Source organism: Streptococcus sp. FSL K6-1323, assembly GCF_038630745.1.
GTDB classification, from domain to species: Bacteria; Bacillota; Bacilli; order Lactobacillales; family Streptococcaceae; genus Streptococcus; species Streptococcus salivarius_D.
Map to the genome: position 1 here is coordinate 1,168,844 of NZ_CP152039.1, position 13,384 is coordinate 1,182,227.

11 protein-coding genes are annotated in these 13,384 nt (G+C 40.0%); 4 read left to right on the forward strand and 7 right to left on the reverse strand.

Features of this window, described 5'->3' with window-relative positions; all coding sequences use genetic code 11:
- Nucleotides 1-60 precede the first annotated feature (60 nt).
- Both NST80_RS05195 and NST80_RS05200 read right to left on the reverse strand, forming a co-directional pair.
- Entirely contained in the window at nt 61-1,059 is a 999-nt protein-coding gene (locus NST80_RS05195; RefSeq protein WP_004182554.1) for an alpha-ketoacid dehydrogenase subunit beta, read from the reverse strand.
- Nucleotides 1,060-1,083: 24 nt separating this feature from the next.
- Entirely contained in the window at nt 1,084-2,055 is a 972-nt protein-coding gene (locus tag NST80_RS05200) for a thiamine pyrophosphate-dependent dehydrogenase E1 component subunit alpha (protein ID WP_004182555.1), read from the reverse strand.
- A gap of 186 nt (nt 2,056-2,241) precedes the next feature.
- On the opposite strand from NST80_RS05200, the gene NST80_RS05205 reads away from it, so the two are divergent.
- Together NST80_RS05205 and NST80_RS05210 are read left to right on the forward strand one after the other, a co-directional pair.
- Complete coding sequence (locus tag NST80_RS05205; RefSeq protein ID WP_004182556.1) at nt 2,242-3,498, forward strand: membrane protein; 1,257 nt, start codon at nt 2,242-2,244, stop codon at nt 3,496-3,498.
- Nucleotides 3,488-4,777, forward strand: a complete 1,290-nt coding sequence (locus NST80_RS05210; RefSeq protein WP_183138210.1) for a hypothetical protein — start codon at nt 3,488-3,490, stop codon at nt 4,775-4,777. Before NST80_RS05205 ends, NST80_RS05210 begins: the two co-directional genes overlap by 11 nt.
- Nucleotides 4,778-4,944: 167 nt before the next feature.
- Here NST80_RS05210 and NST80_RS05215 read toward each other — a convergent pair whose 3' ends face one another.
- From NST80_RS05215 to NST80_RS05225, 3 genes are all read right to left on the reverse strand, one after another.
- Nucleotides 4,945-6,882, reverse strand: a complete 1,938-nt coding sequence (locus NST80_RS05215; protein WP_004182558.1) for a DUF2207 domain-containing protein — start codon at nt 6,880-6,882, stop codon at nt 4,945-4,947.
- A gap of 75 nt (nt 6,883-6,957) precedes the next feature.
- A complete protein-coding gene (locus NST80_RS05220; protein WP_004182559.1) occupies nt 6,958-8,226 on the reverse strand; it encodes a dihydroorotase in 1,269 nt (422 codons plus the stop codon).
- A 19-nt stretch (nt 8,227-8,245) separates the two neighbouring features.
- Nucleotides 8,246-8,899 (reverse strand): uracil-DNA glycosylase, encoded by a 654-nt coding sequence (locus tag NST80_RS05225; RefSeq protein ID WP_013990636.1) that lies wholly within the window; start codon nt 8,897-8,899, stop codon nt 8,246-8,248.
- Nucleotides 8,900-9,112: 213 nt separating this feature from the next.
- Here NST80_RS05225 and NST80_RS05230 point away from each other — a divergent pair, with 213 nt between their 5' ends.
- Nucleotides 9,113-10,309: a cation diffusion facilitator family transporter gene (locus NST80_RS05230; RefSeq protein ID WP_014633165.1), complete on the forward strand. Its 1,197-nt coding sequence runs from the start codon at nt 9,113-9,115 to the stop codon at nt 10,307-10,309.
- A 232-nt stretch (nt 10,310-10,541) separates the two neighbouring features.
- Nucleotides 10,542-11,888, forward strand: coding sequence for a DUF1958 domain-containing protein (locus NST80_RS05235; RefSeq protein WP_014633166.1), 1,347 nt, complete (start codon nt 10,542-10,544; stop codon nt 11,886-11,888).
- 26 nt (nt 11,889-11,914) lie between these two features.
- Here the strand turns inward: NST80_RS05235 and NST80_RS05240 are convergent, their stop codons facing one another.
- Nucleotides 11,915-12,766: a patatin family protein gene (locus NST80_RS05240; protein ID WP_004182564.1), complete on the reverse strand. Its 852-nt coding sequence runs from the start codon at nt 12,764-12,766 to the stop codon at nt 11,915-11,917.
- Nucleotides 12,763-13,383 (reverse strand): SGNH/GDSL hydrolase family protein, encoded by a 621-nt coding sequence (locus NST80_RS05245; protein ID WP_004182565.1) that lies wholly within the window; start codon nt 13,381-13,383, stop codon nt 12,763-12,765. Before NST80_RS05245 ends, NST80_RS05240 begins: the two co-directional genes overlap by 4 nt.
- Nucleotide 13,384: the final 1 nt, after the last annotated feature.

Sequence of the window (13,384 nt, forward strand, 5' to 3'; positions counted from 1 at the left end):
CAGTGAAAACAAGAAACACATTTTACTAGCGAGAAATATCACTTAACCATCGCTAGAAAGTTAGTTTCCTTTATTGGCCATCTTGATAATTGCAGCCTTAATCTTTTCAACATCTGGAAGAACCGCTTGTTCCAAGACACGCGCATAAGGTACAGGCACATCTTCACTTGCCAAACGTACAATTGGGTGGTCAAGGTAATCAAAAGCTTCACTTTCTGTAACCATAGCAGCAATCTCACCGATGAATCCACCTGTCTTATAAGCATCATTGACCAACATAAGTTTACCAGTCTTCTTAACTGACTCGAAAATCAATTCCTTATCAAGTGGGATAAGCGTGCGTGGGTCAACAACCTCAACATTAATACCTTGTTCAGCCACTTCTTCAGCAGCCTTAAGAGCACGTTCCAACATACGACCATATGTGACAATAGTAAGGTCAGTTCCTTCACGCTTGATTTCACCTTTTCCAAGTGGAATGTAGAAATCAGGGTCTTGTGTCACTTCCTCTTTTTTACCGTAAAGTGCTTTTGGTTCCATGAAGATAACAATGTTATTGTCTTGAATAGCAGATTTCAAAAGACCTTTAGCGTCGTTAGCATTACCTGGAGCAACCACTTTAATCCCTGGAATGTGAGTCAACCATGACTCAAGAGATTGTGAGTGCTGTGCCGCAGAACCAATCCCTGAACCAGAAGCTACACGGAAGGTTACAGGAGTCTTCAAACCACCACCAAACATGTAGTTGTTTTTTGCACCATTATTAACGATAGCGTCAAGGGCAATCGTGATGAAGTCCATGAAAGTCAAGTCAACGATTGGACGAAGACCTGTAATGGCAGACCCAACAGCTGCACCAGCGATAGCTGCTTCTGAAATTGGTGTATCTTTAACACGTTTCTCACCAAACTCTGCCAACATACCAACTGATGTACCGAAGTCACCACCATAGATACCGACATCTTCACCCATAAGGAAGATATTTTCGTCTTTACGCATTTCCTCGCTCATAGCAAGGTTTACTGCCTCACGCAAGGCCATCAATTTTGTTTCACTCATACTTGTATTCCTCAACCTTTCTCTTTAGTCTACCCATACATCTTCAAAGGCAACTGAAAGTTCTGGATCTGGGCTATTTTGGGCGAACTCATAAGCTGCATCAACCTCTGCCTTAACTTGGCTTTGGATAGCATCTAACTCTTCAGCGCTTGCGATATTTTCAGCAACGAGATAGTCACGGTATTTAATAATAGGGTCGTTATTGTTCTTCCACTCGTCAACTTCTTCCTTAGTACGGTAAACACCCGCATCGGCAGTTGAGTGACCGAACCAACGGTAAGATTCTACCTCAACGATAGCAGGACCATTGCCACCACGGACATGCTCAACAGCCTTGCCCATTGTTTCATATACAGCCAAAACATCGTTACCATCTTCACAGTAGAAACCAGGAATGCCATAAGCTTCCGCACGTGTATAAAGGTGAGGTGTATTTGTAGCCTTATGGATATCCATTGAGATACCATAACGGTTATTGATGATAAAGAAGATAACAGGTAATTTCCAAGTAGCTGCCATATTGACTGACTCATGGAATGAACCTTCGTTGGTTGCGCCATCTCCAGAGAATGCCACAACAATGTTTCCTGTTTTTTTGTATTGCTGAGTGAGGGCTGCACCTACGGCAAGAGCGTAACCACCACCAACGATACCATTAGTACCATAGTTACCTTTTTTAAAGTCTGCCAAGTGCATAGAACCACCACGGCCCTTAGAAACACCGGTTGCTTTACCAGCAAGTTCTGCCATCATTTTATTCAAATCCATGTCTTGGGCGATAGATTGTCCGTGACCACGGTGATTTGAAAAGAAGATATCGTCATAGCTCAAGTGTTGAACAGCACCAACGTTGGCTGCTTCCTCACCAACTGAAAAGTGAGTCATCCCTTGAACAAAACCACGACGAACCAATTTATTAATACGTGAATCAAATTCACGAATACGTTCCATTTTAGTGAACATCTCAAGATGTGTCTCTTTAGAAAGTTTTACCATATCGATCTCCTCTATCGAAATTTTTCTATACATCTAGGATAGGTTAAAAAAACTTAATGAGCAAGAAATATGCTTGAAAGATGAAAAGCCTTACAACCTTATCACTTATAGGCAATCCGTATGCTTTTTTTAAGCGCATTATGATATAATTGTATAGATTTTACCCGAATAGGAGAATATTGGACATTGAGTGACGTCATCGTTCACGGGCTTACGGCATGTATAGCTTTTATTTTACAAATTGTTATCTTCAAAGTGACCACACAGAGACCCCTTAGATACTGGATTCTTATTTTAGCAGGTTTAGCAATTTTTGCCTCTAGTTATTTTGGTATTTCCTTTCCAAAATCCGGTTTTATTGGACTTGTACTTCTTCTAGCTAACAAATCTTACAAAAATCTGAGACATACCATTTTGGAGACTTTCTTTATACCTTTCACCTTTGCCTTAATGGTGAGACTGGTCATTTTCCTGATTATTCCAATCTTTTTCCCTTCTGTCCTAGATTATTATTATGCTGGTCCATTTATACTTTTTCTTGCGTTTTTACTATGGTTTGCCCAAAGTGCCCTTCTTCAAGTGGACTACTCTCGAATGATGCAAATTGATAAAGCGAGACCTTGGTACAAATCAACCTCTGTCGCCCTTTGTGGCCTAGCCTTTATCTACTTTGCTTCTGAACTTCTTTCAACAAACATTCACTTTACTATTGCCTTTCTTATTATTACAGCTCTGATTCTATCTGGACAGGTTAATCTCTATAGAAAGGACCTCAGTGCACAAACACAAGAAGCTCAAGAGGAACATTCTCAGCTTCTTCAAAAATCAAGCCAGAACATCAATACTTGGTACCAGAAAAAGACTAGCCAAGAGCTCTTTATCAAGGACGAAGCTGAAAATCTCTACGATATCATCCGTTTCAAACAAAACGAGGAAGCTCAGGAGTTAATTGACTACTTGCTGACTCCGAATCCATTAGATAAGAAGATTGATCATTTTTATCGAGATAAACTTGAAAATATTAAACTTCCTGATTTGCGAGTCATCTTTGAAGCTAAATTCCTAAAGGCAAAAGAATTGGATGTTTGGGTTAGTATGGAGGTCCCAGAACCCATTACCGTTTATCCTATTTATCCTTTAGATTGGGTATATAGCCTTTCAACGATCTTGGATCATGTCATTGTCCAAGCACAAGATAGTGAACAGAAATACCTTAGCTATGCTTATTTTAAAGATGAGGATAGTCAACACTTTGTCGTTGAAAGTTCAAGCACTAAAGAAGATTCTGCCATTACATCTGATTTCTCTGATCCCGAACTAAAACGCGTCAACAGCATCCTATCCACATATCCAAACGTTAACATTGTTTCAAATACACGTGCTGGTATTTACCGCTTACAAATCGAGATTGACATGACAAAAGGAGGTTACAATGATTACTAATATTATCAATCCTCTCTTACAGGCTGTTAGTTTCATTTCTATTTGGTACCTCTACCAGACTATGTCTAAGGTTAAGCCACTGCGAGGACACCTCTTACTTCTATTTTTGTCCTATGTAGCTGCAGCATCCTATTTTAGTCTCGTAAAAATCGTTATAGATCCTCTTTTCTTCCTTGTTGCTGATTTGGCCCTTGTCAAAGAGCGTTCTTTCTATCATCGATTGCTTTACGCTTTTTATCCAACTATCCTTTTTGATATGGCTACACGACTACTTTCAATTGTCATTCTCCCTCACGTCTTACATATCAAAGGTGATATTACCCTCGACACTAACTTACATATCTTGACCTACATCTTAGCTCCATTAATCATTTACCTAATGCTTAAAATCTTCGCTGTAGACCTAAGTCAGATGAGTAGTCTTGACGAGGCTTGGGCTAGACGTAACTGGTTGCGAAGCACTGCCTTCCTTGCTGTCTATTATGTCTTCTTTACTGTTATCCATGGTCTTAACAGCATTCTTCCAACAGCCAATGACCCTAAAAATTTATTTGAAATAATTTTCAAGGTCAGTCCCAATAGTTCTGTTATCTTTGTTCTATATATTGCTCTACTACTATGGGATTTTTACAATTGGAACCAGGCTATCCACCAACAATCTATTGATAGGCTGAACAAAGAACGTCATAAATTGTTGGGAACTATGACTAACTACAGCAAATCCTTTATCCAAATTATCACGCAAAAGCAAAAATCCTTCGACCTATTCAAAAAAAATCTCAAGGACGTTTCTCTTGCCTTGGAAAATGAAGATACCGCCAAAGCTACTAGCCTACTTGAAATTTATAAAACGGACAATGCTAGCATTGGTAATCCAGAGACTCAAGAACACTTGGATAAGCTTAGCAATCCAATAATAGCAAGTTTTCTTTCAAATCGTATTTTGGAAATGAGAGCGTCGCATGTCGATATCTCCATTAATATCAGTCCTCAGTTTGGTGAGATTCCTTTACCTGACTTAGATTTATATCAACTGCTCCAAGCTTCGGATAAAGCGATATTTAAACTACTTCGTCCTGATATCAAGGTCAACAGTAGTTACCTTCAACTAGATCACTCACAACTCCTTGTCGTTGAATTGCCAGTTTTGGCTGATAAGGTTAGCAAAGATAAAGAACTGAATGAGTTGGTTAAGACTTTGCCAAATGTTGACTATCGTATCGGTTTACATGCAGGTTATCTGACTCAAATAATTGAAATCTTTGAACCTGGTTATTAAGATGATATTGAAAAAGAGCCGGTGGCTCTTTTTTTGTTGCTTTTTATCTCTTCACTCTCAAACTTCCTAGCATTTTTGAACGAAGATAATTCTTCGACATACAAAAAGACACCCAAAATCATATAGACTGAGTGTCTCTACAAATAGTAAACTCCGACTAGTGTAGCTTAGAAGGCACCGCCTCCGCCTCCTCCGCCACCACCAGAGAAGCCACCGCCTCCAAAGCCGCCACTACCACTGTTCGAATTGATAGAGAAGCTACTTACGCTATCTGAGGCAGAAACGTAAGATTCTAGATAATTGACATTATTCATCATGATAAACGGTGCTGCTGAATAAGTAAACTCATCTAGAGATGGATTGCTGAGGTGGATGTTGTAACGTTTTAACACATCACTAACTTTTTTCGCCTGTCCATAGAGTGTCGCATAAACCAAGATACGATTCCAAAGGATAACAGATTCTAGTTCGGATTCTTTAAAACTAGGAATACTCTTAATCATATTTTTAAAGCTATGCCACTGGTAATAGGTTGAAATTTGAGTTGCATCAAGACATCTCTGACGACGTCTTTTCACTAAGTACCAGAATAAAATGGTAACTCCTGCTATAGGTAGAAGACCAAGAATATAGTAAAAACCTAGTCCTGATCCAAAGGCAGCAAATAAGAACAAGGTTGAAAGAATACAAAGCACCATTGAAAGTACCAAAGCTGCTACTCCCAATATGTTAAATGTCTTTTCTTTCGGACTAAAATCTCTATAAATTTTAGGAAGTCCAAGCGCAAATTCCTCTTTTTCTACGCCTTTTGCTACTTGATAGCCGTCATTAGTGAATTGATATTTGACACGTTTTCCTTGGGAACGTATTGCTTCACGCTCATAGCTTGTTCTAGCACTCTTAAATTGTTTTTCTAAGCCATCTTTATCAAGATAATAGCGCGAGAACATTTCCGTATCTCTAATTTCCATGCGACCATCAAACAACATATCCAAGAAAGACACTTCAAATGAAGAGAGCACCTCCTTTTCAATACGTGTCAGAATATTACTATCACCTTCTTGTCTATAGGTGAGATGACCTCTATCAATCAAATCAAGGATGGTAGCTTGTACCATATATTTAAACTTCAGAGGACCCGTTTCTTCTTTTAGACCTGTTTTGTCGAACGACTGATTATAAACATTCTTGGCTAGGACCAAAGGTGCTAAATTTTGAGGGGCTTCATAAAGACGGGCATCTCGAGGGAAAGAAGGCATCCTAGTGCTATAAAGAACAATGAGGTAACAGAAAATACCAATAAGAACAAAGCTTAAGATCACAAGTGGTAAGATGACATAAAAAATGCGTCGAAAGTTTTCTTTAGATTTCTTGATATCTGCTTCTTTTTTTAGAAAGTCTGCCTTATTCGTCTTATTTAATAAGTAAGCCTGATTATTTTCTCGTAAAGCACTGGTCATCGGCCAGTAGGCGTGTAATTCCAATTTACCTGATGCTGGTAAATTGTCTACATGAACCTGATAACCTGTAGAAGTACGCTTAACCTGTGGGTCTTTTCCAAAATAGCCAGCGTGAGCGTAAAGCTCTCCTTGACTTGCATCCAGACCATCAACTGTGAAGTCAACTTGTCCAAATCCTTTATCCCAATCAGAAATAGGAAACCAATTTAAAACTGCAATATCTGAATATAGATTCAATAGGTGTTGGATCTGCCAAGTAACTTTGAGGACAACCCTATCACCATCTGAACCTGAATTATAAACTTTGAGTTTAACACCTTCATAGGAGTCTGTTTTTTCAACTGTAATATCTGTTTTTTCTTTCCCATTTACAGTTGCTGAAACCTTGGGATCATCCATAATAGAATAACCACCAATTTTCCCCAAGGTTACATACTGACCTTTATAATCACTATCAAAATCATAAGTCACTTCCTGAGTAAATGTCGCATTACCATCATCATGAATTGAAAGATGACCAACATAGGAAGGGAGACTATACTCTACCTCATCAGCTTTGACGTGATGCAAAGACAATGGCAGAAAACAGACTAACAAAACAGTTAAAGTAACATATTTAACAAGACCTTTCAGTATCTTTTTCATCATTTTGCTCCTTCAAAGATTAAAAAAGCAGGTGCAACACCAAGTGTCTCGATGTGCCCTGCTCTGATCCCTTATTTAGGCTTGATAAACAATCTCACCGTCACAGATAGTGTATTTAACACTGCCAGTAAGCTCTTCGCCTACAAATGGTGAATTAGCCGCCTTAGACTTAAAGTCTGCTGTGACCTGACGTTTTTCCTTGTCCGCAAAGATTACAAGGTCAGCTGGTCCATTTTCAGCCAAATAACCGGCATCGAAGCCATAAAGATCAGATGGGTTGCTAGTCATTACTTTCAAGAGTTCCGTCAAACTTAAGTGACCTGCTTCAACCAAGTAGGTCAATCCAAGAGATAGAGATGTTTCAAGACCAGTCATTCCTGATGGTGCTTTAGTCACATCATCGACATTCTTTTCATCGGCATGGTGTGGCGCGTGGTCTGTGGCAATAACTGAGATAACTCCAGATTTCAACCCTTCGATAACGGCCTGACGGTCAGATTCCAAACGAAGTGGTGGGTTCATCTTGGCATTAGCACCTTTTGAGAGCAAGAGGTCTTCAGTCTTAGAGAAATGCTGCGGTGCCACTTCGGCAGTAACTTGCGCTCCAAGTTTTTGGGCAAATTCAACCACTTTTACAGATTCAGCTTTTGACAAGTGTTGAATATGAACATGTGCTTGTGTATCATAAGCAATCATGACATCACGCGCAATCATACTGTACTCAGCTACACCAGTTGCCCCACAAATATGGAATTCTTTTTTAGCAATATTTTCATTGAAACCGAGAATACCATTTAGATCAGGATCCTCCTCGTGAAGGCTGATAAAGGTATTATTTTCTTTAGCAAGTTCCATGGCTTTTTTGACAATACCAGCATTGGTCAATGGAATACCATCATCTGAGAATCCGACAGCACCAACCTCAAGCAAGCCCTTGAAATCAGTGATGTTTTCACCATCAAAGTTCTTTGTAATAGTCGCAACAGACTTAACATGGATATTTTCCTTAGCTGCTGAAGTCAAGACCTCCTCCAAGGTTTCCTTGTCTGAAATCGTTGGATTAGTGTTAGCCATCATGACAACTGTTGTAAAACCACCGGCAGCCGCTGCCAAGGCGCCAGTATGAATGTCTTCTTTGTGGGTTTGACCTGGCTCACGGAAATGAACATGGATATCCACCAAACCAGGAGCAACCACAAGACCAGTCGCATCGATGACTTGAGCATCTCCAGCTTCGATGTTTTCCGCAATCTTAACGACTTTTTTACCATCAACAAGAACATCAGCTTGCGTATCCAAACCAGACTTAGGGTCTACAACACGACCATTTTTAATCAGTAACATAATCTTCCAACTTTCTATTTTACTTCAACCAATCAATTGGGGATTGGCCTTGAGATACAAGGTAGGCATTGGCTTTTGAAAAAGGCTTGCTGCCAAAAAAACCACGATAGGCCGACAAAGGACTCGGATGGGCACTCTCAATAATGGCATGCTTTGGATTGGTAACCAGAGCCTTCTTCTTACGAGCATAGCCACCCCAAAGTATAAAGACAACAGGAGTATCCTTTTGATTGAGAACCTTAATCACAGCATCTGTAAATGGTTCCCAAACCTGACCAGCATGCCCATTGGCTTGACCAGCTGGAACCGTCAGACAGGCATTAAGCAAAAGCACCCCCTGCTCAGCCCATGAAGTTAAATCATGAAAGGGTCTAGGACCCAAATCTTCCTCTAACTCCTTAAGAATATTTTTCAAAGACGGGGGAGCAGGAAGGCTATCAGGTACTGAGAAGGATAGTCCCTGTGCTTGATGAGGCCCATGATAAGGGTCCTGACCAAGAATTACCACCCGCACTTCTTCAAATGGAGTCTCCAACAAGGCATTAAAAACCTTTTCACGTGGCGGATAAACCGTTCCCTGACTATAAACCTGATCCATAAACTGATTTATCTTTGAAAAATAATGATCTGGCAGTTCCTCTTTCAGAAGCTTGTGCCATGTCGAATGTTCCATAAAAACCTCTTTTTAGACTGTTTTACACCCTAAATTATACCATAATTTGTAGGGAATATTCGGAAAATACTGAAAAAGCATCCTGAATACGAGGCATTTTCTATAAAGTTTAAAAAATGAGTGACTCCACAAGTTTAAAGGGCTTACAACCTTTAACTCGTTATAGTTTTATGCTATAATTTAAACTTGTATCTTAACAGAAAAGGTAACCCTATGACTACGTATGAAAATTTAAGAGCAGCCAGACGAGGTCCTATTGTCAGCATCGCCGCCTACGTTCTTCTTACCATTGCAAAACTTCTAGCTGGACACTTTTTAAACTCTAGCTCTTTGATTGCCGATGGTTTCAATAACTTGTCAGATATTTTAGGGAACGTTGCCCTACTCATTGGATTGCACCTAGCTAGTCAACCAGCTGATGCAGATCATAGGTTTGGTCATTGGAAGATTGAAGACTTATCAAGCCTAGTCACTTCCTTTATCATGTTCGTGGTAGGTTTCCAGGTCCTCATTCAAACAGTCCGAAAGATTTTTCTAAGAGAGGAAACTGTGGTTGATCCACTTGGTGCCACTGTTGGTATCCTATCTGCTATCGTCATGTGTGGCGTTTACTTTTACAATAAAAGACTTGCTAAAAAGCTAAAATCTAGTGCTTTGATTGCTGCTGCCAAGGACAATCTCTCCGATGCTGTAACTTCTATTGGTACCTCAATCGCTATCGTTGCAGCATCCTTCAACCTGACGATTATTGACTATATTACTGCTATTATCATTACCTTCTTCATCCTAAAGACAGCCTATGATATCTTCATGGAAGCAACCTTTAGTTTATCAGACGGTTTCGACGAGAGAAACCTCAAGGCCTATGAAAAAGCCATTCTTGAGATTCCAAAAGTCACTAAGGTTAAGAAGCAACGTGGCCGTTCTTATGGTAGCAACGTCTATCTTGATATTGTGGTTGAGATGAATCCTGACCTCTCTGTTTACGAGAGTCATGCCATTACCGAACAAATCGAGGAGGTCCTCAGCAAGCGTTTCTCTGTCTACGACACTGATGTCCACGTAGAGCCCGCTGCCATTCCCGAAGACGAAATTTATGGCAATGTCCTTCACAAACTCTCTCGTAATGAAAAGATTATTCTGTCAAAAATTCCTGACTATGAAAATCTCTTGGCACCTGACTTCTACTTAATCGATGAAAATGGTCATCACTACACTCGTGAAGAAGTCATTGCTAATCAACAACCACTTCTCAATAACTTTGACAGCTTCAAGATGACATCTGTCAGCCAAAAAACGAAATTAATTAGTTATGAGTTGGGAGGAAATTTCCACACTAGTATCTGGCGTCGAAATGAAACCTGGTTCATGATTTACCACCAAGTAACAACGATAAAAGATGAAAACTAACGAGCAAGTAAGCTCGTTTTTTTTTCTGCTTTCAACTATATTTTATTTAACATTCAATCGAATCTAAAAATTACATTAAAATACCGAATGTTAGGAAAACTCTAACTTTTATATGTTATAATGAAGGTGTTTGTCATTACTGAATTTAGGGTTTTGACAGGCAAATGTTATTAATAGATAGAAATAGGTTCTGCCAGCTACAGAACCCCATAGATATTAAAGGAGACACATTGTGAAAAAGAAAATTGTTGCCGTCCTTTTAGCAGCTTGTCTAGCTCTAGCACCGAGTTTGTCTAGTGCAGACGAATTGATGGATATCACACGCGCTGCTGGTTATACTGAAGCCACTGAGGCCTATCGCCCCAAATCAACCCTCTTAATTGATGGCAATACCGGAGATGTCCTCTGGGAAGAAAATGCTGATGAGGTGCGTGACCCTGCTTCTATGTCTAAGGCCATGACACTCTATTTGGTCTTTGAAGCTATGTCTAAAGGAGAGATTTCTGAAGATACTGTTATCACAGCTACTCCAACCGACCAAGCTATTGCCGATATTTACGAAATTTCCAACAACAAGATTGTTGCTGGGGTTGATTATACGGTTTCAGAACTCATCACTATGACGGCGGTGCCTTCCTCTAACGTTACAACCGTGATGCTGGCCAACTACTTGACCAATAATGATCCTGATAAATGGCTTGACATGATGAATGAAAAATCTAAAGAGCTAGGGATGACCAATACCAAATGGTTTAACGCTTCTGGTGCCGTTGCTGTTGCCTTCAAAGGTTACTACAGTCCTCAACGTTATGATAACAACCAAACCAACCAAACAACTGCACGTGATTTGGCTATCATGACCTATAACTTCATCAAGAAATACCCTGACATTCTCAAATACACTAGCAAACCTGTTGTCACAGTTAAAAAGGGAACACCTTATGAGGAAACCTTCGAGACTTACAACTACTCTATTCCAGGAGCTAAATACGGAATTGATGGGGTTGATGGTTTGAAGACAGGATCAAGCCCAGAAGGTGCCTTCAACTATATTGATACTATCAAGCGTGGTGATCAACGTATGATTGCTGTTATCATGGGTTCTGGTGATTGGTCTGACCAAACAGGTGAAGAAATCCGCCATACCTTTGGTAATGCTCTCGTTGAGAAAATGTATAAAGATTTCTCTTACAAGAAAGTTCTTAGCAAGGGTGAACAAGAAATCGACGGTAAAAAATACAATGTCCAAAAAGATGTCTACGCCACAGTCAAAAAAGGCAAAGACCCTAAAATCTCTGTTAAAGATGACCAAATTGTTATTGATAATGGTCTGAAGCCAGTATCACCTAAGATCAAGGCTACTTCTGTTAAGGCAACTAAAGTTAAGGGATGGTTCGATTTTGGAAGTAACCAAAAAGATAAAAAGGCTACTAAAGCAACAAATAATGGCCAACTCCCAGTTTATTTCTGGTTGCTATGCCTTATCCCAGTTGGTCTCCTCTACTTGATTTACCTTAATGAAAAAGGACGTCGTCAAAAAGTCAAAGAACGCCGTCAAGCTCGACAAATCAATAACTAAAAGAACGTGCTCAACCGAGCACGTTTTTAGTTGTCTCCAAGAAATGTTTTGAGATGAGACATCTCATTTCGCATTTGTTCCAATCCCTCTTGATAGATGGCCTCAAATTTTTCAGGATCCTTCTCCAATCGACCAACTTCAAGCGCATGCGCTGGACGAATGGCATAAAGATTGCCAGTTTTTTCCAAAGCCTCAATCTTTTCAATACTCTTATTGTAGTGGATATGGCGATTTGATGCCACATCAACGAATTCAGGATATTTGCAGTAAAAGAGCTTGTAGATCCGCTTACTCGTTTTAGATGGCTCTTTACGGTAGCCCTTAGGACGCGTCAGAACGACAATGAGTTTGTCAAAGCCCAAATTTTCCATAAAATCAATGGGAAGACTATCAGACAGTCCACCATCCATGTAGCGTTTACCCTTGTACTCGACAATTTCAGAAACCAAAGGTAGGGCGGAACTTGCACGAAGAGCTTCCATCTGCTCAAAGACATGGTCAATCTTGATATAGTCTGGTTTGCCGGTCTCAATATCTGTAGTAACCACATAGAAGGGAACGCCCGAATCAGCAAAGGCCTCCTGATCAAAAACGTCTAACTCCATTGGAACCTTATAATAGGAGAACTCCTTATTAACGAAGTTACCGGTCGTCAGCCATGACCAGAAACTCATGTAGCGACGGTCTCCCATGAATCGTTTGTTGTAGCGAAGGGCTCTTTTGGGCTGGTTAGAAAGGTAATTAACACCAAAAAGCGCTCCAGCTGATACTGATACAACGCCGTCTACTTTGATTCCAGCTTCTAAAAAAGCATCTAAAACACCAGCAGTGTATAAGCCACGCATGCCTCCGCCTTCAAGGACTAAGCCTACCTTCATTCTAAAATCTCCTTCTTGATTGGTTCTGCTAGGACTTGATAACCTTGTGGACTCAAGTGTAAACCATCCGTTGTGTAAGTGTCATTTAACTGTTCTTGGGCATCTGTCAGGTAATCATAAAGATCAACATAGGTCACACCAGGTAGAACAGCTAATTGTTGATTCAGTTCACGGACAGTTGCATTATTTCGAATCTTAACCTTAGAAGCATATTGTGATTTTTCACTAACTGGAAAAACACTCAGCAAATAGACCTCAGTAAGGAGAGATTCCTGACGAACTGTCATGATAATATCGGAAATACGATTGACAATATCTCGAATGGGGTAACCCCTTCCGATGTCGTTAATACCAATCAAGAGTACCAATTTACTGGGTTCCAAATCTAAAACTTGCTCTTTAAGGTGTTCTAAAAGCCAAACTGAGTCTGTTCCTGCAATCCCACGGTTTATCAAGGGAAAATCTCGACCCAAATATTTTTTCAACGCAAAAAACTCCGTGATGGAGTCCCCTGCAAAAACAATTTGGCCTTTGTCTAACTTCTGATTTTCATTCACAAATTTGGCTAAACGCTCTTCTTGATAGGCCACAAGCTCGGGCCTAGTTGTTTCAATCATA

Excerpts from the sequence above, each read along its gene's own strand:
- NST80_RS05195 (WP_004182554.1), bottom strand. The coding sequence starts at position 1,059 with ATGAGTGAAACAAAATTGATGGCCTTGCGTGAGGCAGTAAACCTTGCT.
- NST80_RS05200 (WP_004182555.1), bottom strand. The coding sequence starts at position 2,055 with ATGGTAAAACTTTCTAAAGAGACACATCTTGAGATGTTCACTAAAATG.
- NST80_RS05210 (WP_183138210.1), top strand. The coding sequence starts at position 3,488 with ATGATTACTAATATTATCAATCCTCTCTTACAGGCTGTTAGTTTCATT.
- NST80_RS05215 (WP_004182558.1), bottom strand. The coding sequence starts at position 6,882 with ATGAAAAAGATACTGAAAGGTCTTGTTAAATATGTTACTTTAACTGTT.
- NST80_RS05220 (WP_004182559.1), bottom strand. The coding sequence starts at position 8,226 with ATGTTACTGATTAAAAATGGTCGTGTTGTAGACCCTAAGTCTGGTTTG.
- NST80_RS05225 (WP_013990636.1), bottom strand. The coding sequence starts at position 8,899 with ATGGAACATTCGACATGGCACAAGCTTCTGAAAGAGGAACTGCCAGAT.
- NST80_RS05230 (WP_014633165.1), top strand. The coding sequence starts at position 9,113 with ATGACTACGTATGAAAATTTAAGAGCAGCCAGACGAGGTCCTATTGTC.
- NST80_RS05240 (WP_004182564.1), bottom strand. The coding sequence starts at position 12,766 with ATGAAGGTAGGCTTAGTCCTTGAAGGCGGAGGCATGCGTGGCTTATAC.
- NST80_RS05245 (WP_004182565.1), bottom strand. The coding sequence starts at position 13,383 with ATGATTGAAACAACTAGGCCCGAGCTTGTGGCCTATCAAGAAGAGCGT.